The sequence below is a fragment of the Alkalibaculum bacchi genome (assembly GCF_003317055.1).
GTDB lineage: Bacteria > Bacillota > Clostridia > Eubacteriales > Alkalibacteraceae > Alkalibaculum > Alkalibaculum bacchi.
Window position 1 is genome coordinate 82,602 of the sequence record NZ_QNRX01000008.1, and the last position, 17,296, is coordinate 99,897.

Below are 17,296 nucleotides of genomic sequence, written 5' to 3' on the forward strand. Positions count from 1 at the left end.
AATTTAGTAATCTAATGTAGTAAAGTACATTATATCATAATTAGTCGCAGATAGGCTGTGAGCTAATCTACTGATTTTTAAGATGATTTACTTTCTATAAGATCCAATAAGAATAATTTAGAAACAAAGGGGTATAAATAACAAGAAAAGAAAATAAATTTCGAGGTGATGAAATGGAGAAAAAAGCAATTAATGCCATGAGAATTCTAGGAGTAGATATGATTAACAAGGCAAATAGTGGACATCCTGGAATTGTTTTAGGTGCAGCTCCAATAATGTATACGTTATTTACAAAACATTTAAAGTTCGATCCTAAAGATCCAAAATGGTTTGATAGGGATCGCTTTATTATGTCTGCTGGACATGGTTCAGCCTTATTATACTCTGCACTTCACTTAAATGGCTACGACCTTCCAATGGAAGAGTTAAAGAATTTTAGACAATGGGGATCAAAAACGCCAGGTCATCCAGAATACGGTCATACTCCTGGTGTAGAATCTACTACTGGACCATTAGGACAAGGAATTGCAACATCAGTTGGACTTGCTATAGCAGAAAAATATCTGGCTGCGACTTTTAATAAAGACGACAAAAAAGTGATCGATCACTATACTTATGTATTATGTGGAGATGGAGATTTACAAGAAGGTGTAGCATTAGAAGCGATTAGTTTGGCAGGCCATTTAGGTTTAGGTAAATTAATTCTCTTATTTGACTCTAATGATATTCAATTAGATGGACCAGTTAATTTGGCAAGTTCTGAAGATGTAAAAGGCAAATTTGAAGCCATGAACTGGAATTATATTAAGGTTGAAGATGGCGAAGATTACGAAAACATCCATAAGGCTATTACACAAGCTAAAGGAAATAGTTCCAAACCAACCATCATTGAAGTAAAAACTATTATTGGACATGGCTCTCCACATGCTGGAAAAAATGCTACACATGGGTCTCCTCTAGGAGAAGAAAATACAGTAGTAACGAGAAAAACATTAGGATGGGATAAGGAACCATTTACTATTGATCAAGACATATACAATCATTATTCTGAGCAAAATCAAAATAAGGGCATTAAAGCATACAAAGAATGGATAAAATTAGTAGATGAATACGAAAAATCTTACCCACAAGAAGGCAAGGAATTAAAGGGACTTACAAATTATCAACCTCTAAATATTGATTTTGACAAGGTATTTAATTCTTATGAAATAAAGCCTTCTATAGCTACAAGAGCATCTTCAGGAGATCTTTTAAACCTTCTTCAAGAGGAATGCCCACTTCTTATTGGAGGTAGTGCGGATTTAGCTTCTTCCACTAAAGTAAAGGGCATAAATGGAGACTTTGGACCAGATAATTTATTAGGTAGAAATATTAATTTTGGTGTTAGAGAACATGCTATGGCTGCAACAGTGAATGGATTAGTTCTTCATGGATTAAAAGGTTTCTCAGGTGGGTTCTTTATTTTTAGCGACTATATGAAACCTTCTTTAAGATTAGCAGCTCTTATGGGTATACCAAGTGTTTTTGTGTTTACTCACGATTCTATAGCCGTTGGAGAAGATGGCCCAACTCATGAACCTATAGAGCAAATTGCAGGGCTAAGGTCTATTCCTAATATGGACGTTATTAGACCAGCTGATACCACAGAAGTAATGGGTGCTTGGGAACAAGCATTAGTCAGCCAAAGTGGACCTACTTGTATTTTACTAACAAGACAAAACCTTCCTGCACTAAAAGGCTCCTGCAGAAAAGAAATGAAAAAGGGTGGATATATTATATCCAAAGAGCAAAATAAAATCGACGCCATTCTCATAGCTACAGGTAGCGAGGTGGCTTTGGCAGTTGATGCCCAAGAAGAACTTTTAAAACAAGGGATTGATACGAGAGTTGTTTCATTACCTTCTTTTAAAGCTTTTGAAGAACAGTCAGAAGAGTATAAAGAATCCGTCCTCCCAAAAAACATAACAAAGAGAGTAGCTATTGAAATGGCTTCTTGCTTTGGATGGCATAAATATATTGGATTCCAAGGCGAGACAATTACCATTGACAAATTTGGTGCCAGCGCTCCGGGAGATGAAGTCATCGAAAAATACGGTTTCACAGTAGAAAACGTAGTAAGTACAGTAAAAGCTCTGGTATAAAGCGGAAGGCTGAAAGCGGAAAGGGAAAACCTCATGTCAAGTATAAACGGCATGAGGTTTTCCCGTCCACCCGTCTTATTTACTATAACCCTAGCTACTCCTTTCGTCATCCTGAGGCTTTGCCGAAGGATCTCTAGTAATAATGTATATAGTACTAGTAATCAAAGAAGATGGTACTTCAATACAAAGTTCTTTTACATAGAACATAGAATTTAAATCTTAGAACTAAAAAGCATTGACAGAAGGGACTGTTTGTGCAAAAATAATATTAGCACTCAATTAAAAAGAGTGCTAATAAACAAACGAAGGAGCGGTTTTATGGAAGTAAAGCAATTTCAAGCGGAATCAAAAAAATTACTTAATATGATGATCAATTCCATCTACACACACAAAGAAATTTTTTTAAGAGAATTGATATCAAATGCTAGTGACGCCATTGACAAGATTTATTACAAGACCCTAAGTGAGGACACTCTAGTCTTTAATAAAGAAGATTACTATATAAAAATCCGTGTGGATAAGGAAAATAGAACCTTAACCATAAGAGATACTGGTATAGGGATGACAAAAGATGAATTAGAAGAGAATTTAGGGGTTATCGCTAAAAGCGGCTCTTTTGATTTTAAAGAAGGTAACGAACTCAAAGATGGCCATGATATCATTGGACAATTCGGTGTAGGTTTTTATTCTTCTTTTATGGTTGCTCAAAAGGTTACAGTGATTAGTAAATCAATAGGAAGCGATGAAGCTTACAAATGGGAATCAGAAGGCGTAGAAGGTTATTCCATTGAGCCAGCAACGAAAGGCGACGTTGGCACAGAAATTACCTTAAAGCTAAAGGAAAATTCAGAAGATGAAAATTACGATGAGTATCTAGAGCAGTATCGATTAAAAGCTATTATTAAGAGGTATTCCGATTTTATTCGTTATCCTATTAAAATGGACATAACAGGTTCAAGACCTAAGGAAGGTGCAGAAGGAGAATACGAGGATTACACAGAAGAACAAACGATTAATAGCATGGTACCAATTTGGAGAAAAAATAAAAATGAATTGACAGACGAAGATTATGAAAACTTCTACAATGAAAAACACTATGGTTTTGATAAACCAATTAAACATATTCATATTAGTGTCGACGGTGCAGTAAGCTACAATGCAATTTTGTACATTCCAGAAAGCATACCTTTTGATTATTATACTAAAGAATTTAAGAAAGGTTTAGAATTGTACTCAAGTGGTGTACTTATTATGGAAAAGTGCGAAGACCTTCTTCCTGATTACTTTAGCTTTGTAAAAGGTCTAGTAGATTCTGACGATTTAACCTTAAATATTTCAAGAGAAGTATTGCAACATGATAGACAATTAAAACTTATTGCTAAAAACATTAAGAACAAAATTAAAAACGAACTTATAAATATTCTAAAAAATTCTAGAGAAGAATACGAGAAATTCTACAAATCTTTTGGAAGACAATTAAAATATGGAATTTACAGCGATTATGGCTCACATAAAGAGGACATACAGGATTTAATCTTGTTCTACTCTTCTAAAGAAAAGAAAATGGTCACTTTAAAAGAGTATGTTGAGAGGATGCCTGAGGATCAAAAATACATTTACTATGCAGCAGGAGAATCTATAGAACGAATTGACAAATTACCACAAACAGAAATTGTAGCAGAAAAGGGATATGAAATTCTATACTTTACAGAAGATGTAGATGAATTTGCAATCCGTATGGTGAGTGTGTATGAAGAAAAAGAGTTTAAGTCTGTATCCTCTGAAGATTTAGGCTTTGAGACAGAAGACTCAACTTCTACAGAAGAAAAAGAAGAAAATAAAGATCTATTTGAATACATGAAAGAAGTCTTAAAAGACCAAGTAAAAGAAGTGAAAATATCTAAAAGACTAAAAAATCACCCTGTATGCTTGACCAATGAAGGGGATTTAACGATAGAGATGGAAAAAACCTTAAATGCAATGCCAACAGGTCAAAGCATAAAAGCAGAAAAAGTTCTTGAAATTAACGGTAACCACGATATCTTTGCTAAAATAAAGGATGCCTTTGAAAAGGACAAAGAAAAATTAGATTTGTATACAAAGGTATTGTACAATCAAGCATTACTTATTGAAGGCTTGACAATAGAGGACCCTGTTGAGTTTACAAATAATATGATTAAGTTAATGGTGTGATACTGGAAGGCAGAAAGCTGAATGCGGAACTTTTTGCGACGGAAAGTGGAATTTTGAAGATGTAGCTTTTACAAAGAAAAGCTGAACTTAAATAGTTGAAAAAGAGCTTCAGGGAGCATTAAATATGTGGCCTGGAGCTTTTTTATATAGTAAGTAGGGGACGACGATCTGACGTCCCGCTACTAAGATACTTTTGGTAGCTATATGCTTTCACATAGCCACTATTAGCCATGTGGGTAATTAGCGAGATTTTATGACCCGCGGATCTAGCCCCAAAGTGCTGATTGCTGATGGCTTTTGTTATTCAGCTACTGGGCAATAACAAGGCCTTTCAAAGATTTCAAAAGAACTGATTTTGTCTAGTGGAATTATGATGAAGAGTATATCTTTTTTTGAACCTTTATCACAGCATTCTTTAAGTTTTAAATCTCCAAATATAAGGAGTACGCCATCAAAGAAATCAAAGAAATCTACATCTTCTAGCTCTGCAGATACAGTTTTGCAGCAGCCGCCACATTCAAATTCTATAGCGAATCTAAGGTCGCCAAGTGATTGCAAAGTCCCTAAAACTCCTTGCATACACTGTTGCATATTAGCGCCTGGATTAGCTCTCATAGCTTCTTGTAGATCATTTAAAGCAGCTTTTTGTCTGTTATTCATTATTTATATGAACCTCCTAAAAAATTTTAGGTTCTAATACAGAACCTAAGTACGAAAGATTTCTTTTGTCATTCTTCAATATATAATATTATAATGAAGTATAAATGTTCATACTTAATGTATAAAAAAATATAGAGTGTGAAGTTTAAATTGACAAGGATAATGATTAAAGGTAAACTTAATACATATTATACAGATACGTTTAATATTGATTGTTTTCTTGATTTTAGTTAGGAGGATTAAAATGACATATAATTTTGATGAAATTATCGATCGAAAAAATACCAATAGCCTGAAATACGATTTTGCAGTAGAAAGAGGAAAGCCAGAGGATATCTTGCCATTATGGGTAGCAGATATGGACTTTAGAGTACCTCCAGCGGTGGCTGAAGCATTAGTAAAGTCAAGTGAACATGGTATATTTGGGTATTCTGATACGAAGAATGAGTATTTTCAAACACTATATAATTGGTATTTATCTCGCTTTAACTTTGAGATTAAAAAAGATTGGCTAGTAAAAACCCCTGGAGTAGTTTATGCTATTTCTACCGCTGTTCGGGCTCTGACAAAAGAAGGGGATGCAATAATTATTCAACAACCGGTGTACTATCCATTTTCTGGATCCATCCAAGCTAATAATCGTAAATTAATTAATAATTCATTAATCTATAAAAATGGATCCTATCATATGGATTTAGAAGATTTTGAAAAAAAGATTATAGAAAATAATGTTCGCTTATTCATACTGTGTAGCCCTCATAATCCTGTAGGTAGGGTATGGACCAAAGAAGAACTTATTGACCTTGGGGATATATGTGTAAAACACAATGTTATTGTCGTTGCAGATGAAATTCATGCTGATTTTGTTTACAAAGACCATAAGCATCATGTATTTGCAAATCTAAAACCAGAGTACTTAGACAACTCCATTATCTGCACAGCACCAAGCAAAACCTTTAATCTAGCAGGTTTACAAGTATCTAATATATTTATTGCCAATAAAGATATTAGAAGAGCATTTATAAAGGAAATTGATAGAACAGGGTACAGCCAGTTGAATACTATGGGACTTATTGCTTGTCAAGCAGCCTATGAATATGGTGGAGAGTGGTTAGAAGAGCTAAAAGAATACCTTTCTGAAAACTTGTCTTTTATTAGATCCTTTTTAGCAGAACATTTACCTCAAATTAAGCTGGTAGAACCAGAAGGGACTTATTTGGTTTGGTTAGACTGTAGAGACTTAGGATTATCTGAACAGGAACTAGAGGAGTTAATCGTCAATAAAGCAAAACTATGGCTAGATGGTGGAACCATGTTTGGAAAAGACGGAGAAAACTTTCAAAGAGTAAACATAGCTTGCCCAAGATCTATTTTAGAACAAGCTTTTGAGCAGCTAAGAGAAGCGCTAAAAAATATGTTGTAAGCAGAAGTATTGAGGCACAAAGTTAGATGGCGATACTGGAAAGCTGAAAGTGGAAAGCGAAAAAATGTAAAGTTAAACAGGAGCTGAACAACCGTTTAACTATTGTTAAACAGGAGGGAGTTTCAAATGAATATCGAGAAAATAAGAGAAGAAGTGTCTCAGTTTTTAAAAGAGAATAAAATGAGCTATAAAGATATTGATTTTGAAAAAGAGACTACCCAATTTATAAGTCAGATGATAAAAGGCTTAAGTGGCGACTCTTCACTAAAGATGATACCTACTTATATAGACCCTTTCTCTACTTTTTCCTATGGAGAACCTATTATTGTTTTAGATGCAGGTGGCACGAATTTTAGAAGGGCAGTAGTTACTATTCAAGAAGATAAAATCCTTGTAGAGAATCTGCAGGTCTATCCTATGCCAGGGGCAGATAAAGTTATTTCTAGAGATGAATTTTTTAAAATCATTGTCCAATACATCTCGCCCATAATAAACAAAAGCAATAAAATTGGTTTTTGTTTTTCTTATCCAGTTGAAATACTTTCTAATACAGATGGCAAAGTCTTGTCTATGACAAAAGAATTAAAAATTACAGATATTGAATCTACTATATTGGGAGAAACCCTCAATTATTATTTATGTCAAGGAGGATATGAAGGCAATAAAAAGGTAGCAGTATTAAACGATACAACAGCTGTATTACTTAGCGGAATAGGTGTTTCTCAAACCTATAAATATGATACCTTTATAGGTTTAATACTTGGCACAGGAACCAATACTTGCTACATGGAAAAGAGTAAGAATGTATTAAAAGATAAACTTCTTAGCAAAAAAGAAGGTCATACCTTGATAAATATTGAATCCGGGGGATATAGTCCTCTATTTAGAGGTGCTATAGATGAAAGTTTAGATCAAAAGTCAAATGATCCAGGAAATCAATTGTTTGAGAAGATGATATCTGGAGCTTATCAGGGGCCCCTTGTCTTTGAGAGCTTGATGCGTGCAGGTAAAGATGGCCTTTTTACCAAAAAAATTATTGAAGAGGTGCCTAGTATATCTTCAAAGGATGTATCTGATTTTCTCCTAAATCCTTTTTCTAATGAAAAGAGTTTAGGTCAAGCTATTAGTAAACACGGGACATATGAAGATCGAATTAAAATTTATCTTTTAATTGATGAATTAATAGAGCGAGGCGCTATGCTATTAGCAATGAATGTAAACGCTATACTCAAAAAAACAGGAAGGGGAAAAAACCCATGCGAGCCTGTTTGTCTGACTATAGACGGCTCTACCTTTTACGGTTCGCCTGTATTTCAAAATAAATTCGACTATTATTTAAAAACTTATGTAGAAAATAAAGGCTTTTATATAAAGCAAAAAAAAGTAGAGAATGGGACTTTAGTTGGTGCAGCTATGGCAGCTCTTATGGTTTCTTAAATTAAAAATTTTTAAGAGGTATTGACAATATTTTAATTACCATTTACATCTCAAAACAATATTGGTATACTGTATACAATATAATTAAACAATGAACATAGGAGGGTAATTAATTATGTCATTACATGTTGTACATGAGGCAAAAAGATGCCTTAATTGTAAGAAGCCATTATGTAGGGAAGGTTGCCCTGTTAATACACCTATTCCACAAATGATTGCCGCTCTTTTAGATAAAGATATAAATAAGGCAGGAGATATGGTCTTTAAAAATAATCCCATGTCATTAGTGTGTTCTTTAATATGCAATCATGAGCATCAGTGCGAAGGACATTGTATATTAAATAAAAAGGGAATGCCTGTTCAAATTAGCAGCATTGAAAATTATATTTCTGATAGCTATTTTGATAAAATTAAAAAAACCGACACACCTCAAAATGGAATTAAAGTTGCAATTATTGGTTCAGGTCCAGCGGGAATCACGATTTCCATTATATTAGCTCAAAAAGGCTACGATGTTACGATTTTTGAAGCGAAAGATCATATTGGAGGAGTTCTTAGATATGGTATTCCTGAATTTCGATTGCCAAAGAAGATTATCGATAATTACCATGATAAGATGATATCATTAGGTATTAAGATACGACCCAATACAGCAATAGGTTCTGTTATAGATGTAGATGATTTATTTCGAGATGAGTATAAAGCCGTCTTTATTGGTACAGGTGTGTGGAAACCTCATACTTTAGGAATAAAGGGGGAAACTCTCGGGAATGTACATTTTGCTATTAACTATTTGACCAATCCTGATGTGTATCAATTAGGTGATAGTGTAAATGTCATTGGGGCTGGAAATGCTGCTATGGATGTGGCTAGAACGGCAATCCGAAAAGGAGCCAGAAAAGTAACAGTATTTGCTAGAGGGAATCAGCCTTCTGCAAATCTTAGAGAAGTAGAGTATGCATCTATTGAAGGTGTAGAATTTGAGTACAATGTTAAACCTGTTGAGATAACTGACGAAGGAGTATGGTTTGAAGAGGTACATAGAGATGAAGAAGAAAAAATACTAGATATACCTGGAAAAAGAAAATTTTTCCCCTCAGACTCTACTGTTATTTCAGTAAGCCAAGGTCCTAGGAATCGAATTGTTACGACTACTGAGGGCATTGACACCAATAGGGCAGGTTTAGTAGTTACAGATGCACAGGGTAATACCACAAGAAAAGGTGTGTTTGCAGCAGGAGATGTTGTATTAGGAGCTAAAACAGTAGTAGAAGCAGTACACTACTCAAAATTAGTAGCCAAGGCAATAGACGAATATCTACAAAGCTTAGTTTAAAATCTAGAGGCAAGACAATTTAAGTCTCGCCTCTTTTATATTTAAAAAAAAGTAGTATAATAAGTAGTGTGGAGAATTTTTTTATAGTAGAACTTTGTAGAATAAATAATGTAGACCATATGAGCTAATAATAGATAAATAAATTTGGGTTTACTTATTTATTATATGTATAATTTTTAAGTAAATTATGGTAATATTAAATAAATAAACATAATTTTACGAGGAGGAACTAAATGGAACCAGACTCAGGTGGGTCGATTATACCCCAGTTAGTATTAATAGTTATTTTAACTTCAATCAATGCTTTTTTCGCAGCTTCTGAAATGGCAATGGTTTCTGTAGATAAGAAGAAACTTGCTATTGAGGCAGAGGAAGGAAACAAAAAGGCCAAGCAATTATTAAAACTCTTAAAAGAACCTTCAAGATTTTTATCTACCATACAGGTAGGAATCACCTTTGCAGGATTTTTATCTTCTGGATCAGCTGCGGTAGGTATTTCAAATGACTTAGGGAAGTTTTTAACTAGTTATGGAATACCTTTTGGAAAAGATATCGCATTTATTGGAATAACATTAATACTAGCCTATTTCACATTAGTTTTTGGAGAATTAGTACCTAAGAGAGTTGCCCTTCAGAATGCTGAGAGTTTTGCGATGAAAGCTGTTGGAATAGTCAGCATTGTTTCAAAAGTCATGAGACCTTTTGTATCTTTTCTATCTTTTTCCACTAATGGAATACTGCGAATTGCTGGAATTAGCCTTGAGGGTGTAGAAGAAAAAGTAACACTAGAGGAAATTCGATCAATTGTAGAAGTGGGCCAAGAGCAGGGGATTATAAACCCTACTGAAAGAGAAATGATTGATAGTGTTATTGGTTTTGATGATAAGTTAGCTGAGGAGATTATGACTGCACGAACAGAGGTCTTTATGATTGACGTAGAAGACCCTATTGAAGAATACCTTAAGGAGATGCTTCAGTTAAAGTATTCTAGAATCCCTGTTTTCGAAGGAGATGTAGATAATATTATTGGTATACTCTACATAAAAGATTTTTTATTAGAGTCCTATAAAGTTGGCTTTGAAAATGTAGATATACGTAAGATAGCACGTCCTGCTTACTTTATACCAGAACGAAAAAATATTGATGATTTATTTACAGAGCTTCAAAATACTAGAAATCATATGGCTGTATTAATTGATGAATATGGTGGATTTTCTGGTATTGTAACAATGGAAGACTTAATCGAAGAAATTATGGGAGATATCGATGACGAATACGATCACGATGAACCTGATATAAAGAAAATTGACGCTTTTAATTTCGTTGCTAAGGGGACTACTTCTGTTAAGGAGTTAAACAGTAAGCTTCAAATAGATATTGATGAATCTTCTGAGGACTACGACACTTTAGGAGGATTATTGATTTCTATAATAGGATATATTCCTAAAGATGGCGAGAAAATTGAAGTCTCTTATGAGGATGCAGAAGGCAGAGAAATAGACTTTTTTATAGAAGTAGTAGAAGACAAAAGAATACAAAGAGTACGAATTGTGCTGAGTGATTATATAAAAGAAACAGAAAACGATGACGATGAAGACGATGACTAAAGCACCTGTGGCATTTTAGTCACCAGTCCTTAGTGTTTAGTCACTAGCATTAGGGTATTCCTGTAGGGTCAAATATGCGACGTACGTCCCAGTGGACAATGAATATGGAACAATAAACAGTATATAGTTGCTAAGATCTTATTAAAACTTTTCGCTATAAAAATAAGAGCTATTTCCAAGGAAATAGCTCTTTGTTTTTGAGATGCTGCTGTTTACAAATGAGGTTTTTATTTTATTGCAGTGGATTATGAAAAACATATTAGCGGAAAGCTGAAAGGGAGACCGTCTCGCCTTTAGGCGAGTTTGGTTTTCCTGACCACCTGACCACTTGACCACCTGATTTCACATAAAACTTAGAACTTACAAAGTAGAACTTGAGTAGTCTTTAGCTAAACTCTTAAAATTTGGTCGTCCTGCCACGTCCATTAAGTAGGCTGACTTTGTGGCTCCTTCTTTCCTATTAGAATTCAACATGTTTATAAAAGCATCTGCAGAATAGATGCCTATTCCGTGACCGTAATATTTACCACCGCTTAGGTCAATGACATTTTCTCCTTGTAAATAGGGAGTGAGTGGGCTGACTTCAGGATTATCAAAATAGAGCCGATCACCTGGCAAGAAATCTGCTACTTTATGAACAGAGCCCACTTCTTTTAGTTTCCAACCAATCCTAGACCAATTCATCAAATATATATTTTTGAACATACTATCAAATCTTTCCTTAGAAAAAACATTTAACAAAGCTTTATAATATACTATGAGCATTGCTGTAGCACACTCTGTTCCATATTTTGAACCATTGGTATAAATATCGTTGATAGCCTCTGCAGCAGAAACATCATCCTTTAATTCAAAGCCTCCATCTCTCTTTCGATTCCAGTATTTTTCATTACATATAGATTGCCTAAAGACTTTAAAGTGTAAACCACTTTGGTTAAGAGCTTTCGCTGAGTTTACAATTTCTCTTCTTAGTAACAACTCAAAATCTAATTGTCCTATATCAGCATAATTGTACGAGCTAGAGCTAGCTGACATAATTCGTACAGTTTCTCTTTCTATGCTATGTACAGGATACTTTTTTAAGTATTCATTTACATCTATAGGAGTATTATCAATCTTAATCATATCTAGCCCTCCCAATCCTTGTTCATTAGGGCTATCTGTGAAGACAAATCGTTTTTAATCCATTGACGCCACAACTTATGGTTTTGCTTTTTTAATTTATAGGAGTACTCTGATAATTGCTCTTTTTTTTCAAGGCTCGATTGTCTAAAATACTTTAGTGCATCTTTTTCAAAAAATTTTAAAGGCTTTAAGAACTCTCCTGTATCGGGAGATACTTTTTTATTTAAGTACTTTCCTTCTAAATGAACTTTAAAGATATTTGGCTCACTGCTAAGCTGAAAACTTTCCCCTGAAAAATAAATATAAGGCATATTTTCATTTACCCAACTATACGTTTGTTGTATATTTACTTCTTTATTGTCTTGAAAACTGTTTATATCCCCATCAATATGTAATAATTTACAGGCTAGTTGAATCGATTTTTCATTAGATAATTTTAATCGATTTGTTATTAGCCCTAAAAGGCTCGGATCTTTAGACTGAAGAAGGTACCAGGATAGATCGTGTATAAAACAGCCCTTTTCATAGCGATTAAACATAAGGTCAATTACAGAAGGTAATATAGAATGATCCTTCATAAAGCATATAAGCATGCCAACAGTACCATCTAATATTTCATCGAATTCGTCGTTTAAACCGTCAGCATAAACGCCACTGTCAAACATCCATATAAGGGTATCGTGAATTCTTTTGCTATTGTATTTGTCGCTAATTTCTTTAAATTTCATATCCCCTTTAATGACAGAGCACAAATTTAGGGCAATGCGATTTCTAAGATTTAGATTTCCTAGTGTATTTAAAGATTCTACTTCTTTTTTGACAAAATATAGAGTAGGAAAATACAATCTCTTGTCGTTTAAATAATAAATAGCACCCCTTTCATTTTCTAATAAAAATCTCTTAAAAGCTTTCCTAAATGAATCGTAGTCATAAGCTTTATTCAACAAGTCGAAGTACTTCAACGATGGATCTTTCATTTTAACACCGCCTTTTAATAACTTTAATCTATTCTATTAAAGTTTATTGGCTTTGTTGAATAAAATTAGTTTTTTATGTAAATTGCTGAAAGTTGAATGTGGAAGCGGAAACTTTTGAACTTACCTATTGACTATATGAACTTGTAATTTTTTAACCATTATTTTTTAAAATCAAAAACTCATAAATTCTCCAATAGCTTATGATATGTTATAATAAATCTATTGAGAAAAAACACATATTGGAGGAAAGAAAATGAAAGTAGTTGCTTTTAACGGAAGTCCTAGAAAAGAAGGAAATACTTATCAAGGAATACGAATAATATGTGATGAATTAGAAAAAGAAGACATTGAAACAGAGATTATTCAAGTTGGCAGCAAGGAAATACGCGGATGTACTGCTTGTAATGGCTGTGCAAAAAATAGGGACGAAAAATGTGTACTTCCTGGTGATGAAGTCAACGAATGGATTCAAAAGATCAAGGATGCAGACGGTATTGTATTAGGAGCACCAGTTCATTTCTCTGGAATTGGAGGTACTATGAAATCCTTCCTAGACAGAGCTTTCTACGTAGGAGGTAATAACGATAGTTTATTTAGACATAAAGTAGGAGCTGCATTAGTAGCTGTAAGACGATCAGGAGGAAGTGCATCCTTAGATCAACTGAATCACTATTTAACTTACTCAGAAATGGTTATCCCTACGTCTAATTATTGGAACATCCTTCATGGAACAAGACCAGGTGAAAGCGTAAAAGATGAAGAAGGCGTTCAGATTATGAGAATACTTGGAAAAAATATGGCTTGGATATTAAAATTAATGGAAAATGGCAAGGGAGTAGTAGCTACACCAGAGATGGAAAGAAAGACTTTTATGAATTTTATTCGATAATTATAACCAGCATTTAGAAGCTACAGCTAAAGATTAATGTGTAAATCTCTTTTGGGATTTATGGTTTACATGGTCATATACTTTTGTAAACTTGATTCCCATAACCTATATGTAGTAGAAATTTCTTATAGGGAAACTCCGTATAAAGTTAAGAACCTCTTGATGCTCAATTCCGTTGCTGATAGGTGATGAAAAGGTATGATACAATTCGAAATTTTAAGATTTATATTTCAAATTATAAATCTGGCATTACTAGTGCTTGTTATTTATTTAGTTGTTTTACTTATTCGATATGTTAAAAGGAAACTTTGACTCTATTTTTTAATGATATAGGATAAAGTAAGCAAAGTCTTGGTATAAGATACGACTAGAAGGGAATAGACATGAATAAAGGCTATATATACGAATTTCAAAATAAATTACTAGATTGGTACGATGAAAATCGCCGCATACTCCCATGGAGAGAAGATCCTTCTGCTTATAAGGTATGGATATCTGAGATTATGTTACAGCAGACTCGAGTGGATACAGTAATACCTTATTTTCTGAGATTTATGGAGGCTGTTCCTAGTATTTTTGCTTTAGCAAATATCTCTGAAGACAAATTGCTCAAGCTTTGGGAGGGATTAGGCTATTATAGTCGTGCTAAAAATTTGAAGAAAGCTGCACAAATTCTTTTAGAAGAGCATAATGGTCAGATGCCCTCAGATAAAAAGGATTTGCAATCTTTGCCTGGTATAGGTCCTTATACATCGGGGGCTATCGCCTCTATTGCCTTTGGACAAAAAGAGCCTGCGATTGACGGTAATGTCCTTAGAATTGTCTCTAGAATTACTGCGAATACTGGAGATATAAAAGATAAGAAGGTAAATGTAGATATAGAACAAATGGTTAGAGAAGTATTATCAGAAAATCGGGCTGGAGATTTTAATCAAGCTTTAATGGATTTAGGCGCAACAGTTTGCATTCCAAATGGAGCACCTAAATGCATTATTTGCCCTCTTTCTACTCTGTGTGAAGGCTATAATCAGGGAATTGCCCATACCTTACCTGTAAAAACTGCAAAAAAGAAGCGAAAGGTAGAAGAAAAAACCATTTTCGTTTTAAAGTATTTAGATCAATTTGCCTTAAGAAAAAGGTCAAATAAGGGTCTTCTATCAAAACTATGGGAATATCCCAATGTAGATGGTTTTATATCTGAAAAAGAGATAAAACAGTTAATAAAATCTTGGGGACTTTTAACAGGCTCCGTTGTAGAACTTAATAATTCAAAACATTTATTTAGCCACATTGAATGGCATATGAAAGCTTACTATATAAAAGTAGAAGCCTTGCAAAAGGGCAATGACTTTACATGGGCAAACAAAAAAGATATTGAGGAAAAGTACTCCATTCCTACGGCCTTTAAAGAGTATACAAAATATATTGATCAATTAGAAGATGATGACAGCCAAGCTATGTGAGTTTAAAATCAAAATTATAGGGTATACCATATATGAGTATTTATGAAATACTATAGATAAAACGGACAGAGGTGATTAAATGAGTATTAAAGAAGATATTTTAAAAGCAATGAAAGAGGCAGGAAAGCCAATAAGTGCTGGAGAAGTTGAAAAACTAACTGGTCTAGACCGAAAGGAAATTGATAAGGCATTTAAAGAGCTAAAGAAGGAAAACGCAATCGTCTCACCTATTCGCTGTAAATGGGAACCTGCTGAATAAAATAGTATAAATACAAGGAAGTGCTATAGAGCACTTCCTTTTTTTATGAAGGAAAGTTCTACTTTTGACCCAAGCTCTTGCTTAAGTCATCCTGAGAGCAAGGGAAGGATCTTAGACCCGAAAACCTGACCCTAGAGCGCTGGTTGCTGGTGGTTTGATCGCTAATGGCTAAAGTGCCAAAGTAACTTTCTTGTTTCAGAGGCTAATCTTAATACTCATTACATATAATAATAAGACACAGTATATATAGGAGGAGTAAATATGCGTGAAAGATCTAGTGGAATACTATTACATATATCTTCCTTACCCGGGGAGTACGGAATAGGTGATTTTGGGAGAACTGCTTATGATTTCGTGGATTTCCTATCTAAAGCTAAGCAAAAATATTGGCAGGTGCTCCCCTTTGGAATAACAGGCTATGGAAACTGTCCTTATTCAAGCTTTTCAGCCTTTGCAGGCAATCCGTATTTTATAGATCTTGATGAATTAATAAGAGCACATTATCTCAGTAATGAAGATGTAAATAGTAGCAACTTATCAAAGGAGGGTCCGGTAGATTATTATTATTTACATCAAGCAAAGATGAACTTACTTAGGCAAGCCTATATGAACGGAAAAGAAGATTTACAAGAGGCTTTAAGTTCTTTTTATAAAGAACAGTCTTCTTGGTTACGCCATTTTGCTCTTTATATGTCTTTAAAAGATAAACATCAAAACGAACCTTGGCAAAATTGGGAAAGCAATTATAAAGTTTTGTACTCTGATGTATTAAAGAATTTTGAAAAGAATAATAAAGTGGAAATAGAGTTCTGGATCTTTATACAGTATCACTTTTTTAAACAATGGTTTGCTTTAAAAAAATATGCGAACGAACACGGTATCAAAATCATTGGAGATCTTCCTATTTATGTGGCGGGAGATAGTGCAGATGTATGGGCGAATCCTGAACTTTTTTGTTTAGATAAGGATTTGCTTCCAATAACCGTTTCAGGCTGTCCTCCAGATGCCTTTTCAACAACGGGTCAGTTTTGGGGCAATCCTATCTACAATTGGAATGTAATGGAACAGGATGGATACTCTTGGTGGGTTGAAAGGATAAAACAGTGCTTTACTTTGTATGATACTGTTCGCATAGATCACTTTAGAGGTTTTGAAGCCTATTGGGAAGTGAAGTACGGGTCTAAAGATGCAGCTCACGGAAGATGGGTAAAGGGACCCGGCATTAAATTTTTCAATCAGATTAAAGACACGTTAGGTGAACTAGATATTATTGCAGAGGATTTAGGCGTATATTCAGAAGAATTAAAAAAACTGCTCCAAGATACAGGCTATCCAGGGATGAAAGTCCTTCAATTTGCCTTTAATTCTGATAAAGACAATCATCATTTGCCACATAATTTTAATAGACACTGTATAGCCTATACAGGAACTCATGACAATTTTCCAGTAAAAGGATGGTATAACCAAGCTCCGCATGAAGAAAAAAAATACGCTTTAAAATACCTGCATCAGTGTGGTGATGAAGAAGTTCATTGGAGCATTATAAGAAACGCCTGGAGTTCCACTGCTTACCTAGCAATAGCTCAGATGCAAGACTTCTTAGGCTTAGACGAGAACGCTAGAATGAATACACCTTCTACTATAGGTGATAACTGGACTTGGAGAATGAAAAAAGAAGATCTAAGCCAAGAGCTAGCGGACAAAATAGCAGATTTGACGCTGTTGTATGGAAGATAGGTTGGACGGTTGGACGGGAAAACCTAACTCGCCTAAAGGCGAGAAAAAG

The 17,296-nt window shown here is 34.3% G+C and carries 13 protein-coding genes; 10 read left to right on the forward strand and 3 right to left on the reverse strand.

All coding sequences use genetic code 11. The features are described from left to right. The first annotated feature begins 173 nt into the window (after window positions 1–173). Both tkt and htpG read left to right on the forward strand, forming a co-directional pair. Window positions 174–2,141, forward strand: a complete 1,968-nt coding sequence (gene tkt / locus DES36_RS07540; RefSeq protein ID WP_113920616.1) for a transketolase — start codon at window positions 174–176, stop codon at window positions 2,139–2,141. A 318-nt stretch (window positions 2,142–2,459) separates the two neighbouring features. Next, window positions 2,460–4,334, forward strand: coding sequence for a molecular chaperone HtpG (gene htpG / locus DES36_RS07545; RefSeq protein ID WP_113920617.1), 1,875 nt, complete (start codon window positions 2,460–2,462; stop codon window positions 4,332–4,334). A gap of 300 nt (window positions 4,335–4,634) precedes the next feature. Here htpG and DES36_RS07550 read toward each other — a convergent pair whose 3' ends face one another. Then, on the reverse strand, window positions 4,635–4,994 hold the full coding sequence (locus tag DES36_RS07550; protein WP_113920618.1) for a hypothetical protein: 360 nt from the start codon (window positions 4,992–4,994) through the stop codon (window positions 4,635–4,637). A gap of 244 nt (window positions 4,995–5,238) precedes the next feature. On the opposite strand from DES36_RS07550, the gene DES36_RS07555 reads away from it, so the two are divergent. The 4 genes from DES36_RS07555 (at window position 5,239) to DES36_RS07570 (ending at window position 10,797) form a co-directional block, all read left to right on the forward strand. Continuing rightward, a complete protein-coding gene (locus DES36_RS07555; protein ID WP_113920619.1) occupies window positions 5,239–6,417 on the forward strand; it encodes a MalY/PatB family protein in 1,179 nt (392 codons plus the stop codon). A gap of 126 nt (window positions 6,418–6,543) precedes the next feature. Then, entirely contained in the window at window positions 6,544–7,854 is a 1,311-nt protein-coding gene (locus DES36_RS07560; protein ID WP_113920620.1) for a hexokinase family protein, read from the forward strand. A gap of 115 nt (window positions 7,855–7,969) precedes the next feature. Next, window positions 7,970–9,190 (forward strand): NAD(P)-dependent oxidoreductase, encoded by a 1,221-nt coding sequence (locus tag DES36_RS07565; protein ID WP_113920621.1) that lies wholly within the window; start codon window positions 7,970–7,972, stop codon window positions 9,188–9,190. 233 nt (window positions 9,191–9,423) lie between these two features. Beyond that, window positions 9,424–10,797 carry a hemolysin family protein gene (locus DES36_RS07570; protein WP_113920622.1) on the forward strand — a complete coding sequence of 458 codons (1,374 nt, stop codon included), beginning with the start codon at window positions 9,424–9,426 and terminating at the stop codon, window positions 10,795–10,797. Between the two features lie 360 nt (window positions 10,798–11,157). Here the strand turns inward: DES36_RS07570 and DES36_RS07575 are convergent, their stop codons facing one another. Beyond that, a complete protein-coding gene (locus tag DES36_RS07575; protein WP_113920623.1) occupies window positions 11,158–11,922 on the reverse strand; it encodes a protein-glutamine gamma-glutamyltransferase in 765 nt (254 codons plus the stop codon). Window positions 11,923–11,924: 2 nt separating this feature from the next. Further along, window positions 11,925–12,899, reverse strand: a complete 975-nt coding sequence (locus DES36_RS07580) for a hypothetical protein (protein ID WP_113920624.1) — start codon at window positions 12,897–12,899, stop codon at window positions 11,925–11,927. A 253-nt stretch (window positions 12,900–13,152) separates the two neighbouring features. Between DES36_RS07580 and DES36_RS07585 the strand changes: the two genes are divergently transcribed. From DES36_RS07585 to malQ, 4 genes are all read left to right on the forward strand, one after another. After that, on the forward strand, window positions 13,153–13,788 hold the full coding sequence (locus DES36_RS07585; protein WP_113920625.1) for a flavodoxin family protein: 636 nt from the start codon (window positions 13,153–13,155) through the stop codon (window positions 13,786–13,788). A 383-nt stretch (window positions 13,789–14,171) separates the two neighbouring features. Beyond that, on the forward strand, window positions 14,172–15,251 hold the full coding sequence (mutY, locus tag DES36_RS07590) for an A/G-specific adenine glycosylase (protein ID WP_113920626.1): 1,080 nt from the start codon (window positions 14,172–14,174) through the stop codon (window positions 15,249–15,251). Window positions 15,252–15,330: 79 nt separating this feature from the next. Continuing rightward, complete coding sequence (locus tag DES36_RS07595; RefSeq protein WP_113920627.1) at window positions 15,331–15,510, forward strand: transcriptional regulator; 180 nt, start codon at window positions 15,331–15,333, stop codon at window positions 15,508–15,510. 261 nt (window positions 15,511–15,771) lie between these two features. Beyond that, window positions 15,772–17,247, forward strand: a complete 1,476-nt coding sequence (gene malQ, locus DES36_RS07600) for a 4-alpha-glucanotransferase (RefSeq protein ID WP_113920628.1) — start codon at window positions 15,772–15,774, stop codon at window positions 17,245–17,247. Window positions 17,248–17,296 lie beyond the last annotated feature (49 nt).

Coding starts and splice junctions, on each gene's coding strand:
- DES36_RS07555 (WP_113920619.1), top strand. CDS start 5,239: ATGACATATAATTTTGATGAAATTATCGATCGAAAAAATACCAATAGC.
- DES36_RS07595 (WP_113920627.1), top strand. CDS start 15,331: ATGAGTATTAAAGAAGATATTTTAAAAGCAATGAAAGAGGCAGGAAAG.
- DES36_RS07560 (WP_113920620.1), top strand. CDS start 6,544: ATGAATATCGAGAAAATAAGAGAAGAAGTGTCTCAGTTTTTAAAAGAG.
- DES36_RS07575 (WP_113920623.1), bottom strand. CDS start 11,922: ATGATTAAGATTGATAATACTCCTATAGATGTAAATGAATACTTAAAA.
- DES36_RS07565 (WP_113920621.1), top strand. CDS start 7,970: ATGTCATTACATGTTGTACATGAGGCAAAAAGATGCCTTAATTGTAAG.
- htpG (WP_113920617.1), top strand. CDS start 2,460: ATGGAAGTAAAGCAATTTCAAGCGGAATCAAAAAAATTACTTAATATG.
- DES36_RS07570 (WP_113920622.1), top strand. CDS start 9,424: ATGGAACCAGACTCAGGTGGGTCGATTATACCCCAGTTAGTATTAATA.
- tkt (WP_113920616.1), top strand. CDS start 174: ATGGAGAAAAAAGCAATTAATGCCATGAGAATTCTAGGAGTAGATATG.
- DES36_RS07585 (WP_113920625.1), top strand. CDS start 13,153: ATGAAAGTAGTTGCTTTTAACGGAAGTCCTAGAAAAGAAGGAAATACT.
- DES36_RS07550 (WP_113920618.1), bottom strand. CDS start 4,994: ATGAATAACAGACAAAAAGCTGCTTTAAATGATCTACAAGAAGCTATG.
- mutY (WP_113920626.1), top strand. CDS start 14,172: ATGAATAAAGGCTATATATACGAATTTCAAAATAAATTACTAGATTGG.
- malQ (WP_113920628.1), top strand. CDS start 15,772: ATGCGTGAAAGATCTAGTGGAATACTATTACATATATCTTCCTTACCC.
- DES36_RS07580 (WP_113920624.1), bottom strand. CDS start 12,899: ATGAAAGATCCATCGTTGAAGTACTTCGACTTGTTGAATAAAGCTTAT.